General features: G+C 64.6%; 11 protein-coding genes. 7 read left to right on the plus strand and 4 right to left on the minus strand.

All coding sequences use genetic code 11. The features are described 5' to 3' along the window. Positions 1-51 precede the first annotated feature (51 nt). Together NIBR502771_RS12120 and NIBR502771_RS12125 are read left to right on the plus strand one after the other, a co-directional pair. Complete coding sequence (locus tag NIBR502771_RS12120; protein WP_168225742.1) at positions 52-2217, plus strand: tyrosine-type recombinase/integrase; 2166 nt, start codon at positions 52-54, stop codon at positions 2215-2217. After that, the gene (locus NIBR502771_RS12125; protein WP_141159971.1) at positions 2214-2825 is read left to right on the plus strand and encodes a DUF6262 family protein; all 612 of its coding nucleotides are present in this window, start codon (positions 2214-2216) and stop codon (positions 2823-2825) included. The genes NIBR502771_RS12120 and NIBR502771_RS12125 overlap by 4 nt, the downstream gene beginning before the upstream one ends. Here NIBR502771_RS12125 and NIBR502771_RS12130 read toward each other — a convergent pair. Then, positions 2822-3061 (minus strand): helix-turn-helix domain-containing protein, encoded by a 240-nt coding sequence (locus NIBR502771_RS12130; protein ID WP_109045392.1) that lies wholly within the window; start codon positions 3059-3061, stop codon positions 2822-2824. The genes NIBR502771_RS12125 and NIBR502771_RS12130 overlap by 4 nt on opposite strands. A 75-nt stretch (positions 3062-3136) precedes the next feature. After that, a complete protein-coding gene (locus NIBR502771_RS12135; protein WP_246839651.1) occupies positions 3137-3316 on the minus strand; it encodes a helix-turn-helix domain-containing protein in 180 nt (59 codons plus the stop codon). Positions 3317-3467: 151 nt separating this feature from the next. Between NIBR502771_RS12135 and NIBR502771_RS12140 the strand changes: the two genes are divergently transcribed. The 4 genes from NIBR502771_RS12140 to NIBR502771_RS12155 are packed head-to-tail and all read left to right on the plus strand — an operon-like array spanning position 3468 to position 11813. Next, positions 3468-4109 carry a hypothetical protein gene (locus NIBR502771_RS12140; RefSeq protein ID WP_141159972.1) on the plus strand — a complete coding sequence of 214 codons (642 nt, stop codon included), beginning with the start codon at positions 3468-3470 and terminating at the stop codon, positions 4107-4109. Further along, positions 4106-5410, plus strand: a complete 1305-nt coding sequence (locus tag NIBR502771_RS12145) for a P-loop NTPase (RefSeq protein ID WP_141159973.1) — start codon at positions 4106-4108, stop codon at positions 5408-5410. The genes NIBR502771_RS12140 and NIBR502771_RS12145 overlap by 4 nt, the downstream gene beginning before the upstream one ends. 55 nt (positions 5411-5465) lie before the next feature. Next, positions 5466-10319: an NAD-glutamate dehydrogenase gene (locus NIBR502771_RS12150; RefSeq protein WP_141159974.1), complete on the plus strand. Its 4854-nt coding sequence runs from the start codon at positions 5466-5468 to the stop codon at positions 10317-10319. A 27-nt stretch (positions 10320-10346) separates the two neighbouring features. Continuing rightward, positions 10347-11813, plus strand: coding sequence for a sensor histidine kinase (locus tag NIBR502771_RS12155; RefSeq protein WP_141159975.1), 1467 nt, complete (start codon positions 10347-10349; stop codon positions 11811-11813). Positions 11814-11961: 148 nt separating this feature from the next. Here the strand turns inward: NIBR502771_RS12155 and NIBR502771_RS12160 are convergent, their stop codons facing one another. Further along, positions 11962-12210: a WhiB family transcriptional regulator gene (locus tag NIBR502771_RS12160; protein ID WP_003804966.1), complete on the minus strand. Its 249-nt coding sequence runs from the start codon at positions 12208-12210 to the stop codon at positions 11962-11964. 340 nt (positions 12211-12550) lie between these two features. On the opposite strand from NIBR502771_RS12160, the gene NIBR502771_RS12165 reads away from it, so the two are divergent. Then, the gene (locus NIBR502771_RS12165) at positions 12551-12922 is read left to right on the plus strand and encodes a hypothetical protein (protein ID WP_141159976.1); all 372 of its coding nucleotides are present in this window, start codon (positions 12551-12553) and stop codon (positions 12920-12922) included. A 58-nt stretch (positions 12923-12980) separates the two neighbouring features. On the opposite strand, the gene NIBR502771_RS12170 is transcribed toward NIBR502771_RS12165, so the two are convergent. Continuing rightward, complete coding sequence (locus NIBR502771_RS12170; RefSeq protein ID WP_141159977.1) at positions 12981-17057, minus strand: FtsK/SpoIIIE domain-containing protein; 4077 nt, start codon at positions 17055-17057, stop codon at positions 12981-12983. Between the last annotated feature and the right edge of the window lie 167 nt (positions 17058-17224).

The raw sequence follows: 17224 nt of genomic DNA on the forward strand, positions 1-17224 counted from the left end.
GCTCCGCGCTGCATGGTCGGCTCGGCCGGGCGGAGCTGCCAGGCCATGGGCATGGTCAGGGGACTCTGCAACCTTCATTACTCGCGCTGGCACCACAGCTCCGACAACGGACAGCCCCGGCTGAGCATTGAGGACTTCGCCGCTGCCGACACCATCATGTATCGGCGCGGCAAGCCCTGCGCAGCCATGTGCTGCAGGGAAGAATCCAACCAGCGCGCGACCGGCCTCTGCCTCTGGCACCACGCCATGTTCCGCAAACTCACCAAGCTCGGAGTCGACCTCGACGCCTTCACCGTTGTCGAACGCCCCCTCAATTTTCGCTCCCGCCATGAGTTCTCCTTCATTGATCTGCCACCGATCCTTCGAACCGAACTGCTGCTCGTCCTGCAGGAACGGGACCGCAACGCGTTCCGGATTCTGCCGGAGACAATGCGCCGGATCGTCCGCACTGCCATGGAAACCCGTGCCCGTTCCATCCACCGGCTGCTGGACACCGAACAGGGCAGGACACGGCCCGACAAGAGCGTCATCGGGTTCCTCCGGCACGCAGGCCTGCTCACCGCCCGGTGGAGATACCGCCATTCCGGCCGGGACATGCGCTCCGAAGACGTCTGGGACGCCGCCGTCATTGGCCTGCGCAAGGACCGGACAACGCGCACGCTCTGCTCCAAGGGCACCCTCGATTTCCGCCCCATCAGCGTCGACTGGTTACGCGAGGCCGCCAAAGACTACTCCCGGCACTTCGACCTCGCCGCCGACCAGATCCGCGACGTCATACGCACCATCCAAGTCGTCTCGGACGCCCTGGCACGCCGCCCCCACGGAGCCCGGCCCGAGCTCCTGACCCGAACAGACGCGAACGCAGTCGTGGACGCCTACCGCCACCTCACCGACACCGACGGTGAACCCCGTACGGACTCAGTGAAATATGACTACTTCAAGCTCTTCCAGCGGATCCTCCGCAACGGCGGGGACCTTGAAAGCCTGGCCCGGGTCAGCCCTAAGTTCATGTTCATCACGGCCGATTCCCTCCCAACTGCGGCGCGCGCCAGGAACCCCGGGAAGGCAATCCCGGAACACATCATCAGGATTCTCGATGCAAACCTGGAACTGCTCGCCGTGGACGAAGCTTTTGCCAATCCGGTCGGTCGAACCAGGGCCCTTCACAACCTGATGCTGCAGACCATCTACCAGTTGCTGCGGGACCTCGGCCGGCGGCCCACGGAAATCTACTCCCTGCCCCGCGACGCCCTCCGGGAAACCGACGACGGCCAGCCCTACATCATCTACAACAGCCACAAAACCGCCGAGTACGGGCTGGAACTTCCCATCCACCGCTCCACCGCCCGCATCATCCAGACCTGGCAGAACGCGCTTGGCACCGTCGAGGGCATCCACCCCGACGCCGCCAGCTACCTGTTTCCCTCGCCACGGCCCTACGGCCCCCAGTCACGCACCCACATCACACCCACTGGATTTCACACCAACTACTGGCGCTGGATCGACCGGATCCGGAAGCTGCCCGACGTCCGGGACGACCCCGCGAAACCAGCCGACTTCCTCACCAGGTCCCGGATGGGCCTCTATAACTGGCGCCATACCTATGCCCAACGGCTCAGCGACAACAGCACGCCGCCGGATGTCATTCAGGAGCTGATGAACCACAAGAGCTTCACGACCTCCACCGGATACATCAAAATCACCAGGGAACGACAGCGCCAGGCCATCGAGATCGTCAACAGCACCACGATCGACCGCCGCGGGCTGCTCCACGGACCCAAAGACTATGCAGCCTATGTCCGGGAATCCGTAGCGACCCCGCTGGGCCTCTGCACCGAGCCCAGCAACGTCAAAGCAGCCGGACAATCCTGCCCCGTCCGCAACAAATGCGGCGGATGCCAGTACTACCGGGCCAACCTCTCCCATCTACCCCAGATCGACGCCCACATCGTCGCCCTCACCGCAGACCTCGCCGCGGCCGGTGACATCGCCGAACCATGGATCCACCAGTCACTCAAAGAAGAGATCAACTCCTACAAACGAATGCGCACCGCGCTGCTGAAGGAAAAATCCAGGCTGACCCCCGAGGACAAGGCCGCCATTGATGACGCCGTCACGCTCCTGCACCAAATCCCTCCCGCAGCGCCACGCCTTGAAACCACCGGAGAACGCCGCATGCTGCCACTGACACCCGTCCGAACCACAAACCGAATATGAGCGAAAAACGGCAGGCAGCCATCGCCGCGCTAATTGGTGCCAAGAAAAAGGAAAGCAAAACCAAACAAGCCCTCGTCCGGAGAGCAATCACCCGGCTCATCAACGGCTCCGAGCTGCTAACCGTCTCCTCAGTTGCCCGGGCAGCGGGGGTCAGCCGCTGGCTGATCTATAACACCCCGGAACTGAAAACCGCGGTCACCCGCGCAGCGGCGCAGCAGCGCGCGACCTGGGCACAGGGCCATGAACAGACAGGAATGACACCCAAAGGCGCCGTGACCGAACTCCTGCGGCTCCAGGAACGACTCGCCACCGTCACCCAGCAACGCGATCACTACAAGCGCGCAGTGAACACCAACCTTGCCGAAGCCCTGGCCGGAAGAACCCCGGAACAGATGGCCAGCTACATCAGCGAACTGGAAACCCAACTCAGCACAGAACGCCAGAACACTGATAAGGCCCGCACAGCGATCTCACTACTCGAAGCCCAGGTCGAAGACCTGAACGACCAGCTGCGCGCCGCGCAGTCCATCAACAGGACCATGATGAAACAACGTAACGAGGCAGTGCCCGTCACAAAGCTCGAGGCCCGAATACCTGAAAGGGGCTAGACACCGTCCGGCACGGGCCGGCCCTCAGCAGACTGCGCACGGACATACTCGGCGGTCTTCTCATAACCCCGTGAAATGTATTCCTCTAAAAGGCGCGACTCAACCCGCCACTGCCCCCGGCCCCCAACCTGAATCGCAGGCAATTCGCCTGACCGGACCAGGGCATACGCCTGGGCTGAGGAGATATTCAGAATCTCCGAAACATCAGCCAACGCCAGAAACCGCTTCTCAGCCACAGCACATCACGCCCCAAAGACTACCCAACCGGGCCCTACGATCCTCACGAACCGCACAGAAATCAATCACCGGAATCAAGCCCTCCGGCCAACAGCTCCGGGCAGAAATGGCATCGACCCCCGTGACTGGGCAAGATAACCCCGGCCGCCCACCTGGATGGCCTTCAACTCACCGCTGCGGACCAAGGCATAAGCGGCGGGGGAGTTGATCTGGAGCTGCTCAGCGACATCCGCGAGCGTGAGGAACCTTGGCATGGATCCATTTTGCCATCATCTGGCATCATTTGTGCCTGTTTTCCACAGATGGTCACTATTTGAGTAAATGACTTTTGTTCCCCGGGCCTGGCGGTAACAATGAGGAGTCCGGCCAGAACCGGCAGGTCCATATACCTAGGGGGAGAGCGGTATGGTTCCAGATTCAAGCGCCACTGCACCACGGTTGAAGCGCCCATCCTGGAAGGATCCGCGGCTGCTGGTGGGCGTTCTTCTGGTCCTGGTGTCTGTCGCAGGCGTTACCTTCCTGGTGGGGAGTGCCGACCGCACCACAGAGGTCTTCGCTGCCAGGGACGGCATTGCTGTGGGGGAGCGGCTGACTCCGGAGAACGTTGTCCGCGCCAAAGTGCGCCTGGGTGATACGGAACAGCACTACATCACCGCAGCAGAAGGCCTGCCAAAGGATGTTGTCGCCGTGCAGCGGATTGGAAAGGACCAGTTGGTCGCCAAAGCAAGCGTTGGCGGTGCGGACCGGCTGGACCGAAAGCCCGTTGCCCTCAACATCACGCAGACTTTGCCGTCCCAGGCAACTGCCGGCGCCAGGGTTGACGTCTGGGTGGCGCAACCTGATGCCAAGAACGGATTCAGCGAGCCGAAGCTCATCCTTCCCGGAGCCGAAATTGCTGAGGTCACCACTGGCTCAACTGCCCTCGGCTCGTCCAAGACGACGGTGCTGATGGTCCTGGTGGAGGATAAGCAGATGCCGGCGCTGCTGGGTGCGCAGGCCAATGACGCGAAAATATCCGTTGTGTGGAACCCGGGCGGCGTCCGATGAGTATCCCGGTGGTGACCGTAGGCCAGCGCCAGGAGGATCTGGTGGGCGGCCTCGAAAGGCTCCACGGACCCGTTACGGTAGTTCGGAGGTGTACGGAACTTCCCGAGCTTCTTGCGGCCTGTCAAAGCGGACTGGCACGGGCTGCCGTCATTGCCGAGGGGTCCGAGGGCCTGACAGCTTCCCTCGTCGACCGCCTTGGGGCTGTCGGCGTGGCGGTCATTGCACTGACGGGCGATGCCGACGAGGCAGCCCGGCTCCGGAAGATTGGTGTGGCCCCGACCCTGGCAAGCGTGGAGGCCGCGGAGCTTTCGGAGTGCATCGCCGACGCCGTCGCCCAGCTGACCGGTGCGGCCCGGCCCGCCAACCTGAGTGCGGCCGCTGACACCGGGGCGGCCCTGGCGGCGGACCCAGTGCAGCCCGATGCCGACGCGGAGGGCCAACCCTCCGGCGAGTTGATCGTTGTATGGGGTCCTGCCGGGTCGCCCGGCCGGACCACAGTCGCCGTGAACATTGCCGGGGAGATGGCTGCCGATGGCCGGGACGTCCTGCTGGTCGACGCCGATACCTACGGGGCCAGCGTCGCCGCGGTGCTGGGACTTCTGGACGAGTCAGCCGGACTTGCCCAGGCGTGCCGGCTTGCAGACCAGGGCCTGCTGGACTCGGACGCCCTCCGGAAGGTGGCCGCCACGGTTGCCACGGCGTCCGGGACGTTCCGGGTGCTGACGGGCATAACCCGGGCCGATCGTTGGACGGAACTGAGGGCCACTGCCTTGGCGCTCGTCCTTGAACGGGCCCGGCAGATCGCGGAGGTTGTGGTGGTGGACACCGGCTTCTGCCTCGAGGCCGATGAAGAACTTAGCTTTGACACCATGGCGCCGCGGCGGAATGCGGCCACCCTGCGTCCGCTGGAGCTTGCCGACTCCGTGTACGCCATTGGCGCTGCCGATCCTGTAGGCGTACCCCGGATGGTGCGCGCCCTGGCGGAACTGGAGGGCGCCGTGCCGCAGGCGTCGCCGACTGTCGTGATGAACAAGGTGCGGGCGTCCTCCGTGGGGAGGGCGCCCGAACGCCAGTTGCGGGACGCCTGGGAACGCTACGGCCCGGCATCGGAGCTCAAGGCTTTCCTGCCCTACGATGCCGCCGCCGCAGACGCCGCACTCCTGGCGGGGTCCTTACTGCTTGAAGCTTCTCCGGACTCGGCGCTGAGACACGCGATCCGCGATCTCGTTTGTGCACCCGACCAGCGAAAATCGAGATCATCTGTATTTTCTTCCACACCACGGCGAAGGGCAAAGGACTAGGCTCGCCATAAGAGCTGCAAGGGTGCAGCGAATATCTCTAATGGAGGCGTTGTTGATGTCGTCTGGATCCAGTGTGGAGGACCAGCCCCTGTCCATTGAAGGCTTTGAAGGCTTCATGGGGGACTACTACCAGCACCTGGCTGAGGAAGATGCCCGAAGCTACCCCCGGAATGTCCTGGAGGCGCGCGCCGCTGAGCATCGCCGGGCGGCATCCATCCGGCAGCCCGGGCAGGCAAAGGTATCGATCGTCGACGAAGAAGACAGCAGCGTTGTCTTTGTTGTCACCGATGACATGCCGTTCCTTGTCGACTCCGTCAACGCCGAGCTTGTCCGCCAGCATGCCGCCATCAGGCTGGTAGTCCATCCGCTCTTTGTCGCCACCAGGAACCGGGAACGCGGCGAACTGGTCAAGGTCAACAGGGTTCCCACGCACCTGGGCATTTCAAGTGGTGACACGGCAGCGATGCCGAACCTCTCCCACCTCATTGCGCAGGGTGAAAATGCCTCGCACATGGAGTCCTGGATCGCCGTCGAAATCCACCGCATCTCCGACGAAGCCAAGGCCGCACTGCTCGCGGGCCTGACCCGTGTCCTGAACGACGTCCGGGCGGCCGTCGAGGACTGGCCCAGGATGCGCCAAAAAGCGCTGGAGATCGCCGAGAGCCTGGACCGGGTGGCCAACTCCGCCCAAATTGCCGAACTGCGGCAGGCCAAGGACCTGCTCCGCTGGCTCGACGACGGGAACTTCACGTTCCTTGGCTACCGCGAATACGACCTGCTCAACGTTGACGGCGAAGACGTCCTCGAACTGCGCGAGGACAGCGGCCTCGGCCTGCTCCGGGCATCCGCGGATTCGCCACACATCCAGCACCTCACCGACACCGGCCGCAAGAAGGCCCGGGAGAAGCGCGCCCTCGTGATCACCAAGGCCAACTCGCGGTCCACGGTTCACCGGTCCGCCTACCTTGATTACATTGGCATCAAGAGCTTCGACGCCGCGGGGAACGTCAACGGTGAACGCCGCTTCATCGGGCTCTTCGCCACCAGCGCCTACGCGGGTTCCGTCCGCGACATTCCCATCGTCAGGGAAAAGGTGGACGCGGTGCTGCAGAACGCAGGTTTCCCGCCTGACTCGCATTCCGGCAAGGACCTCCTGGGAATCCTGGAAACGTACCCCCGCGACGAACTCTTTCAGATCGAAATCCCCGATCTCGCCGCGACCGCCTTTGGAATCCAGAAACTGCAGGAACGACGCCGCACCCGGCTGTTCCTGAGGCCCGATATCTACGGCCGGTTCATGTCTGCCGTGGTCTACCTTCCCCGGGACAGGTACACCACCAACGTCAGGCTCCGCATCGAACAGGAACTGCGCGAAACCTTCCAGGCAGTCTCAATCGACTATGAAGCCCGCATGACTGAATCGGCACTTGCGCGGCTGTTCTTCCGGATCCGGCTGCCCAAGGATGCCGATGTAAGCCACGTCAACAGCGACGAGCTGGAGAAGCGGCTGGTCCGGGCGGCCAGGTCGTGGAGTGAAGGCATTGCTGAGGTCCTGCGCGAGGGCCGCGACGCGGCCGAGGCCAAGGAGCTGGCGGCGACCTGGGCCGAGGCCTTCCCGGCCAGCTACCGGGTGGACTATGAAGTCGAGGATGCCCTCGAAGACATCGCGCGGTTCGAAAAGTACGGGGCCGCTGCAGAGCGGAACACCGGCGAGAGGCAGGACCGTCCCGGTGTGCACGTGTACCTTCCCGAAGGTGCAGGGGCAACACTTGAGGAGGATGCCCGGGTCAAGCTCTACATGCTGGAGCCCAAGAGCCTGAGCCAGATCCTGCCGTTCTTCCACAACCTTGGCCTTGAGGTCCTGGACGAGCGGCCCTTTGAAATCGAAACAGCAGACCACCGGGACTTCTTCCTCTACGACCTGGGCCTGAAGTACCCGGCGGGAGTCGATCCGCTGACTACTGGCGGCCTTCTTGCCGACTCCTTCGGCGCGGCAGTCACCGGTGCCGCGGAATCGGACAACTTCGACCGCCTGGTGCTGCGCGAAGGCCTGCACTGGCGGCAGATCACGGTCCTGCGGGCCTACGCCCGCTACATGCGCCAAATGGGCAACAGCAGCTCCTTCGGCTTCATGGCGGACACGCTCCTTGCCAACCCCGATGTCACCAGGGGGCTGACCGCGCTCTTCGCCGCCCGCTTCGACCCCTCCCTCGGTGAGACTGAGCGCGCTGAGACGCAGGCGTCCGTGCGGCAGGAACTGGCAGCGTCCATCGAAAAGGTCGCCACCCTTGATGCTGACCGGGTGCTGCGCACCTTCGTGAACCTCATCGAGGCAACCCTGAGGACCAACTTCTACCAGGACAAGCCGCACCTGAGCTTCAAGCTCGATCCGGCCCGGATCGAAGGCCTGCCGTTCCCCCGGCCCATGTTCGAAATCTGGGTTTACGCACCCCGGGTCGAGGGTGTGCACCTTCGGTTCGGCAAGGTGGCCCGCGGCGGGCTCCGCTGGTCCGACCGGCGGGAGGACTTCCGCACCGAGGTCCTGGGCCTGGTCAAGGCACAGACTGTCAAAAACGCCGTCATCGTGCCCACGGGGGCCAAGGGTGGCTTCTTCGCCAAGCAGCTCCCGGACCCTTCCACGGACAGGGCGGCGTGGATGGCGGAAGGCGTGGAAAGCTACAAGACATTCATCCGCGGGTTGCTGGACCTCACTGACAACCTCCTGACTGAAGGTGACGGCGAGCGGCTTGTGCCGCCGTCGAACGTTGTCCGGCATGACGACGACGACTCCTACCTGGTGGTCGCGGCAGACAAGGGCACGGCTACTTTCTCGGACATCGCCAACGGGCTGTCGGCGGAGTACGGCTTCTGGCTGGGGGACGCTTTTGCCTCCGGAGGTTCCGTGGGATACGACCACAAGGCCATGGGCATCACCGCCCGCGGTGCCTGGGAATCGGTGAAGCGCCACTTCAGCGAGCTGGACCTGGACACCCAGAGAGAACCCTTCACCGTCGTTGGCGTGGGGGACATGTCCGGCGACGTGTTCGGCAACGGGATGCTGCTCTCCCGGCACATCCGCCTGTTGGCGGCCTTTGACCATCGCCACATCTTCCTGGACCCCAATCCTGACGAGGAATCCTCGTTTGCGGAGCGGCAGAGGCTGTTCAACCTCCCCAGGTCCTCCTGGGACGACTACGACAAGTCGCTGATCAGTGAAGGCGGCTGTGTCTTCGCCCGCCAGGCCAAGTCCATTCCCGTGTCGCCGCAGGTCCGGGCCGCACTGGGGATCCCGGCGGAAACCGCAGAGCTTAGCCCGCCCGAGCTCCTGCGTGCCATCCTGCTGGCGCCGGCCGACCTGCTCTACAACGGCGGAATCGGGACCTACGTCAAGGCGTCGTCCGAGTCCAACGCTTCCGTGGGCGACAAAGCCAACGATGCCATCCGGGTCAATGGCCGCGACCTGCGGGTCAAGGTAGTGGGCGAAGGCGGGAACCTGGGAATGACCCAGCGCGGCCGGATTGAGGCAGCCCTGCAGGGTGTCATCCTCAATACCGACGCCATCGACAACTCCGCCGGCGTGGACTGCTCCGACCACGAGGTCAACATCAAGATCTTCGTTGACCGGATGGTCGCGGCCGGCAAGCTGCCGGCCGCGGAACGCGCAGAGTTCCTTGCCGCCATGACCGATGAAGTGGGACGCCTGGTCCTCGAAGACAACATCGACCAGAACATCCTGCTCCTGAACGACCGGACGCGCGTGGCGGAATGGAGCCCAAGCTACGAGCGGCTCATGGACTGGCTGGAAAAAAGCGCCGACCTGAAGCGCGACCTGGAGGCCTTGCCCACCACGGAGACCCTGCGGGAACGGCTCCAGCAGGGCCAGGGACTGACCTCGCCGGAGCTGTCGGTGCTGGCGGCCTACGCAAAGATCGAGCTGGCGTCGGCCCTGAGGGACAGCGACCTTGCCGATGACCCCTGGTTCCGGGACACGCTGCGTTCCTACTTCCCGCACCAGCTCCGTGAGCGTTTTGACGCCGAGCTTGACACGCATCCGCTGCGGCGCGAAATCATCGCCACGGTGGTGGCCAACGACATGATCAACCTCGGCGGCATCACCTTCGCATTCCGGGTCATGGAGGAAACGTCCGCCAGCGAGGTAGCGGTTGCCAAGGCATTCGTGGCGCTTCGCGAGGTGTACGAGCTCGACGCCATGGTGGCGGAGCTCAACAGCCTGCCGGCCTCCTTCCCAACGGAGCACTGGAGCACTGTGCACCTGGACATTCGGCGGCTCCTGGACCGGGCAGTCCGCTGGCTCCTGAGCCAGGAAAGTGTCTCTCGCCCCATCGCCGAGGTTGTGGCAGAGTTCAAGCCGCTGATGGATCCCATGCGCGCCCGGCTGTTGGACTACCTCCGTGGGGACGACCGCGAGCGGGTGGCGGCATGGCTGGCCAAGGGCCGGGAGTGGGAACTCCCCGAAGGCCTTGCGCTGCGCTGGGCCGAGCTGTTCGAGAGCTTTGTGCTGTTGGACATCGCCAAGATCGCCCGCTCCCGGAAGGACCGGGTGGAGGACATTGCGGCGGTCTACTACACCGTGTTCAACCGGTTCCATGCGGACTCACTCCTTGAGCGGATCAGCAGCCTCCCACGGCAGGACCGGTGGCAGGCATTGGCGCGGGCGGCCTTGCGCGATGACCTGTACTCGACGGTGTCGGATATGACGACGGCGGTGCTGGACGCCACGTCCACGGCTGAGTCGCCGGACGCGCGGCTCAAGGACTGGGAAGCACAAAACGCCGAGCAGTTGGGCCGGGCAAAGAGCATGTTCGACGAGGTGAACGCGCTCGAGGCGGACGACATGGCCTCGCTGTCGGTAGCATTGAGGCTCTTGAGGTCAATCGTCCGGCGCTAGGTTTTCGGCGCCGCAACTGGAGGTGCAGTGGCAATCTTTACGGACCCCATCAGGGAACACGCTGATTTCGGGCCTGGCGATGCTGAGTGGCTGCACCTCCTGGTGGGGGACTGGCAGATGGTCGCGGACCTTGCGTTCGCCGACCTTGCGCTTTGGTTCCCCCATCCGGAGCTTGGCTACATTGCCCTGGCACATGTGCGTCCTTCCACCACACACACGGCATTCCACAGCGACTTCGTTGGTGAGGGCATCCGCTCGGACCTGCAGCCGCTTGTGGACAAGGCCTGGAACAGCAGATCCATCGAGCGTTCCAGCGAGACAAACTGGAACAGCGAGATGGCCCTGCGGGTCGAGGCAGTGCCCATGGTGCGCAACGGCAGGACACTGGCCGTGGTGACCACCCATATGGACCTCTCCAGTTCACGGATGCCGTCGCGGCTGGAATTGACCTACCGGCAGTGCGCCTACGATCTCCTGCGGATGGGCACGCTGGGTCTATGGCCTGACTTTGCCTCGCCCACAGGATCCCGCCGCGGCGCCCCCCGCGTGGGGGACGGGCTGATCAGGCTGGATGCCGACGGCGTGGTGCAGTACGCGAGCCCGAACGGCGTTTCAGCCTTTCGCCGCTTAGGTGACGGGGAATCCCTGGAAGGCCGTTCGCTCGCTGAAGTCACCGCTGGCCTGCTCAAGGACCGCCGGCTGGTCGACGAGACCCTGCCGCTTGTCGTTACCGGCCGAATGCCCTGGCGCAGCGAGATTGAGTCCAGGGGGGTGAGCCTGTCCCTGCGGGCCATTCCGCTCCGCGACGAGCAGCAGCGGTTCGGTGCCTTGGTCCTCTGCCGCGATGTCTCAGAGCTGCGCCGGCGTGAGATGGAGTTGGTGACCAAGGATGCGACCATCCGCGAAATCCACCACCGCGTCAAGAACAATCTGCAGACCGTGGCCGCGTTGCTGCGGATGCAGTCCCGGCGCATGGTGAGCGACGAAGCGAAGCAAGGCCTGGAGCAGGCGATGCGCCGGGTGGCCACCATTGCCTTGGTCCACGAGACGTTGTCCCAGGGGCTGACGCAGAGCGTCGATTTCGACGAACTGATCGGGCGCCAGTTCCGGCTGTCCGCTGAAGTGGCTTCCCCCTCGCAGCAGGTCAGGACTGAGCGCTCCGGCAGCTTCGGGGAACTGCCAAGCGATCTTGCTACTCCGCTGGCCCTGGTCATCAACGAACTCGTGACCAATGCTGTGGAGCATGGCCTGGAAGGAAGAGCCGGCACCGTGTGGCTCGTGGCCGACCGATCCGAAGGGGAGGACGGTGAGGAGCTGACGGTGACCATTGCCGACGACGGTGTGGGACTCCCGCAGACACCGCACGTGGAGGGCCTTGGCCTGCAGATCGTCCGGACCCTCGTTACCAGTGAGCTGGGCGGCACGATTATGTGGGAGCGCCGTGAGGGCGGCGGCACCGAGGTCAAGATCCGGCTGAGCCTGGCCGGCAGGTAGGGGCCCGCAGGCGGGGCGGGCTCCCGCCCTGGCCGCGACGGGGGAGTGGAACTGACAGAGGCCCCGGGACGATCCATTTCTGGATGGTTCCGGGGCCTCTGTGCGTCGGTTTCGTTGCTCCGGACGATGTTATGCCGGTGCGGGGTTTCTAGGAGGCGCGGCGTGCGCGGGCAGCGCGGCGCTTGAGGGCACGGCGCTCATCTTCGCTCATGCCGCCCCAGACGCCGGCGTCCTGGCCGGATTCGAGGGCCCACTGCAGGCAGGTGTCGACAACGGGGCACCGGCGGCAGACGCTTTTGGCTTCCTCGATCTGCAGCAGGGCCGGTCCTGTGTTCCCTACGGGGAAGAACAGTTCCGGGTCCTTGTCGAGGCACGCTGCGCGGTTACGCCAATCCATGCTGATCAGTAGCTCCATTTCTGGGAAGTGCCTTTGTGAAATTATTCACTAGTGGCTACAAAGGAAAAGGGCCCTCTGGGCCCCCTTGGTCATCTGCATCAAGCCTGTCATGTTAACGCTGTGTAAACAAGGGGTAATAACGCCTGATATCCCATGAAACCTGAGCGATGCATCACAGTGGCGGCTCCGGCCCTCACCAGTGTCCGACTATGTCCGGTAGGGTGCCAGTGTGTCAAGACCCCCGGTAAACCCAGCAGGTACTCCGTCCCCCTCCAGCGAGCCCGGCAGCCCCGGCGGGACTGGTTGGCGGAGCGGCCCTGTCCCAGGGGCTGCGACGGCGGTGGCAGCCATTGCTGGTGCCGAGGCGACGGCCCTCCTCGCGGCGGCCGGCTGGTATGCCTACGAACTTCTCAGCGGCAGCCCGGTGCTGTCCTTTTGGGGAGCTGTCTTTACCCTGGGCCTCCTGCTCGGCTTCTCGGCCTGGCTTTACGCGGTGGCAGTGTTCCTCTACCGCGGTTACCGGTGGACCAGGGCCGCCGCGCTGGTGGCCCAGTTGTTCGTCCTCACCATAGGCATGCCCACCTTAACCAGTGGCCTGGTCCCGGCAGGGTTGGCGATGCTGGTTCCTGCCGTCATTGCCATCGTCCTCCTTTTCACCAATAAGGTTGTCAGCCACGCGTCCCGCACAGGCAGCGCCCCGCCAACGCTTTGATCGCGGACATGCCGTTATTGCCATAGCAGCCGGCATCGGGGCCAACGAACGAACGCAATCACTCATCCGTCCCAGCCCACGCCACCTGGAACGGGACTGCGCGGCCGCCGGAGATCAAGACAGCCCGCCCCGGTGGGGAATTGGATTCGACATCGAACCGGACACCGAAGAGGTCGCCATCGGCCATGGAACGCGGGCCGAGCAACAGGCCGATGCCGGAAGCCCGGGCGGTCATCATCAGCGGGACGCGCTGGAGGAGCATGGGACTGTAGGCAGCAGAAACCACCAGGGAATGCCCCAAGGAATGCAGTTGACCCAAATCCCTTAGTGCCTGCGGCGCAAGTTGGTCGGCGTCGTCGACCAACCACGTTGTTTCCCGCGGGAATAACCTGTCTTCGGCCTGTCGGAGGATGCCGGCCCAAAACTCTTCTGGGGAGTGCGGTGGCCCTTGATGTGCGCGCCAGGGTTGGGATGGATTAAGCGCCTGCAGTGCCCGCAGTGTGTTGCTCTTACCGCTTCCCGGGCCGCCAAGAACGGCCACTACCGTGTTACCCGGGACGCGGACAAACGCGGCGGCAACCTCGTCTCCGGCCACCCCCAGCAACTTATCGCGCTGCACCGCATGGACCGGAGTGCTACCCGTCCCGCGGTCGCTGGCGGAGGGGTCCTGACCTGCTGGGATCTGAACTGTTGGCGGCTGTTCCACTGCCGCCAGAGCCATCGCTTCGACCTCCCGGACCGTGATCAGCGCAGGGAGAGGCTCAACCCGGATGGGAGGTACCAGGTGGCCCGGATACTCCGGGCCATTTTCGAGCGGCCACTCCGGGGCACGTCGCCGATAAATCTGACAGATTGCAGGGCTGCCGCCTGAGACCGGCCCGAAGGCAACAGCCCGTCCCTCGGTGGCGGGCATCGAGGGAATTCGCGGCCACATGGCGCGGCCTTCCTCGGTGGAACCGGCAGGGAAGTAGAAACGGTTGGGTACGGCGCCGAAAAATCTGGCTGTGACAAGTTCCCGCTCCCCGGTGAGCAGAACCGTGATTCCTGCCTTGGCACCGTCACGGACAAGGTCATGCACCAAATCTTCAGCCCAGGCCAGCGGCCCCGAACGGAAAGCCGACACCCAGGATCCCCAGCCCGAAACGACCAGGACAACACGTACCTGTCCCTGCGCTGGATGGCTCCTCCGCCGGCCCAGCTCACCGGCCAACCGCTCAAGAATCCGCACCCCCCGCCGCAGATCGTCCAGTCCGGCCCGGGCGCCCATCCGGCCCGTGCCAGCCAGCCCGAGGAAACTTCCCGCTGCGTCCAGGACATAGAAATGGGCTTCCTGGGGCCTGGTGAGCAGCTTGTGGACGGCGAGTTCCTGGGCTGCCTGCGAGCCGGACGCGGGGCTGCCGATAAACGCTGCGTGGCCGTGGTGGGCGGGATCCCACACCAGGGGTTCCAACCGTTGCTTGTCCGGCGTATCCATAAGGCCGAGGCAAACACCGGAGGCCGCGTCCGCGTGTTCCGGGGCCCACAGGCCGGGGACACCAGAGGCTGGTGACGGGCGGGGAGCAGGTTCTTCCAGGTCCTCCGGCAGGGCGGGGGCAACGGGCCTCCTTGGCGCCTTCTTGCCCTCGTGGGTGCAGAGGTTCCGCACCAATGCCAGCAGGGGTTCCACTGCCTGCACGGGAGTAGACACAGGAGCCGGTGCGTTGGCCGGGCCGGCCACCTGGCAGGCCAGGAAGTCCGTCGTCCGGCGGACAGAAACGAAACCCGGACCTTGGTCCGCTGCCACCGAAGCCAGCGAAGCCCCCTGAAACTCCTCGGCGGCCTCCGTTCCACGGACAAGGAAGGCGCGGCCGGGAGCGTCAACGCTGATCTGGGCCGCGCTCCTGCAATTGATAATGTCCACCGACTCCATGTCGGATTGCACGCGAAGGGCGATGCTTGTGGTCACGTTTGCGCGGATATCGGCTGTCAGCGCCCCCTGCGGCCGCTGGGTTGCCATGATCAGGTGAATGCCCAGGGAGCGCCCGATTGACGCGATCCTCAGCAATTCACGGAGCACCTCCGGCAGGTCATCAACCAGCATCCTGAACTCGTCGATGACGATGACGAGGTGTGGGAGGGCAAAATCCTCCGACGCACTGGTGGAACGGTACGTGGTTATGTCCGGGACGTTGGCGTCGGCAAGGCACTTCTCCCGGAGGCGCAGTTCGGCGCGCAACGAGGTCAGCGTTCGTTCCATGTCGGAGCTGGCCAGGTCGGTCTGGAGTCCCACGCAGTGGACGAGGCCACTGAGCGGGCCGAGTCCTGAACCGCCCTTGAAATCGATGAAGAAGAAATTGACCCGCTCGGGCGGATAGCTCAGGGCGAGTGCCAGGGTGAGGCTCCGGAGCAGCTCCGACTTCCCAGAGCCGGTGGTGCCCGCCACCAACAGGTGGGGCCCGTCGTACTGCAGATCAATGGTCTTGGTTCCTGATGCGCAGATGCCCAGCGGTATGGCCAGTCCATCCTTATCGAGGCTTGACTGCCAGCGGTCAGCGGTGGCATCGGGCGTCAATGGCAGGACGTCGCCAAGGCCGCAGACAGCGGGAATGTTGCCCGGCCGGTCGTTGTCCTGCCTCCGTACGACCGCCATATGCCGGCAAAAATCAGAGAACACAGTATCCGGGACCAGATCGGGGACGAAGGTGGTCTCGCGGTGATCCTGGGCCAGGACAGAGTCGCGTTCGGCGAGGACGACGTTGGAAGATGGCGAAGCCCCGTCCTGGGCCTGAAACTGAAGCACTTGCCATCCCCGCCGGATCGCCGCCTCCCGTACCGAGAGGTTAGCGGCTTCTGCCGGGGTGTCTTCCTGGATCAGCAGGACACCGCGCTCGCAGCCGCGGGGATGCCCTTTGTTCACGACAGCGATGGCCGCGTGTGGCGTTGCGGCCAGGGTCACCCGGGGCAGGTACCGGGCGGCGAGGGGAAGGCTTTCCGGGTTCCCATGGACCAGAACGTGCGTGGCTCCTGCACCCGGGTACCCTGCCAGTTGCATCAGGACGGACCGCATCGCGCCGTCGGTCGCGGACCGGGGACCGATCACTGCGGTGAACTGACAGTCAGGGTCGAGGACGACCGGAACCATGCCCGCCGACGGCGCCGCCCGACCAGCACCTTGCCCCTCGATCCTGACATTGGCTGCCTGGTCTGCCTGGCCCAGCCGCAACCACACGCCGCGTGCTCCCGTGCCGGACGTCCCATCAGCCGGCTGTGCGGCCAATGCGACGAGGGACAGGGGAGGGGCGCTCCGCCGTCGGCGTTCCCGGTCTTCCGCAACAGCCGCCTTCATGGCATGGGAGAACTCCCTTTTCTCCCGCCTGCCGGAAACAGCAGGAACCAGGACAGACACTACGGACGCCGCGGAAAAGGCGAGGAACATCCACATTCCAGTGAATATGGCCAGCAGCACCCCGATTGCCAGCGGGAGGACCGCAGCCAGGACCAGGGCTGTCCGGTTGCCGGCGTTTGCACGGCCCTGGACGACGATGGGCTCCGTTACGGACGATCCGGCGTCAGCCAAGGCCCGGCCAGGCGGCTCTGCAATAACCAGCGACAGGGTTGACTGCCCGCACCTGATGCTCGACTCCGTGGAGATGACCCTGGTCCGGATCCTTTCGCCGTCGACGTAGGTGCCGTTGGCACTGTCCAGGTCTATCAACAGGATGTCGGTGTCTGTGACCACGATCCGTGCGTGCTCACGCGACAGTTCCGGATCCGGGATGGCTATCCGCGTTCCGCTTCTGCCGATGCTGTAGTTGCCGCGCCGTAAAGGAACGACCGTGCCCGCTGCTGGTCCGCTGTCAACGGCAAGCACCAGGGGAGGCGCCGTGCCGGGAGCCGGCCGCTGGCGGGTGCGCCCGGCGGGCAGGGAGGTACCGCCGTCGACAAGGACCGCTGCTTCTACAAGGGGAGCCACTCCGAGGACCAGGGATCGCAGGTCCTCTCCCTTGACGGCCACGATGCCCGCACGGAATTTCCGGACCAAGTGTTCATGGATTACGGAGCCTGCCGTGCCGGCCGGGGCGCTAATGGACAGTTCCACGGGTGCCTGACCCCGCGCTGATCCGGGGCCATCAACCAGCGTGCAGTTGAGCATCATGGGTTGGGATCCTTCGTGCATGTACCCACACGCTAGCCACAGGACGCAGCCACCGTCAGGCGCTTCGTTGCCTATGTGGATAAACGTGTGGTTTCAGTGGTCCGCTGACGGGGACCGGCCGGTTAGGATCACTACACCCTGGACCTTGCCAGCGGTCCGGCAGCAGC

The sequence above is a fragment of the Pseudarthrobacter sp. NIBRBAC000502771 genome (assembly GCF_006517215.1).
In the GTDB taxonomy this organism is placed as follows: Bacteria; Actinomycetota; Actinomycetes; order Actinomycetales; family Micrococcaceae; genus Arthrobacter; species Arthrobacter niigatensis.

What these genes read in the sequence shown, in the direction of transcription:
- NIBR502771_RS12120 (WP_168225742.1), top strand. Translation starts at nt 52, where the DNA reads ATGGTCAGGGGACTCTGCAACCTTCATTACTCGCGCTGGCACCACAGC.
- NIBR502771_RS12125 (WP_141159971.1), top strand. Translation starts at nt 2,214, where the DNA reads ATGAGCGAAAAACGGCAGGCAGCCATCGCCGCGCTAATTGGTGCCAAG.
- NIBR502771_RS12135 (WP_246839651.1), bottom strand. Translation starts at nt 3,316, where the DNA reads ATGCCAAGGTTCCTCACGCTCGCGGATGTCGCTGAGCAGCTCCAGATC.
- NIBR502771_RS12140 (WP_141159972.1), top strand. Translation starts at nt 3,468, where the DNA reads ATGGTTCCAGATTCAAGCGCCACTGCACCACGGTTGAAGCGCCCATCC.
- NIBR502771_RS12145 (WP_141159973.1), top strand. Translation starts at nt 4,106, where the DNA reads ATGAGTATCCCGGTGGTGACCGTAGGCCAGCGCCAGGAGGATCTGGTG.
- NIBR502771_RS12150 (WP_141159974.1), top strand. Translation starts at nt 5,466, where the DNA reads ATGTCGTCTGGATCCAGTGTGGAGGACCAGCCCCTGTCCATTGAAGGC.
- NIBR502771_RS12160 (WP_003804966.1), bottom strand. Translation starts at nt 12,210, where the DNA reads ATGGATTGGCGTAACCGCGCAGCGTGCCTCGACAAGGACCCGGAACTG.
- NIBR502771_RS12170 (WP_141159977.1), bottom strand. Translation starts at nt 17,057, where the DNA reads ATGATGCTCAACTGCACGCTGGTTGATGGCCCCGGATCAGCGCGGGGT.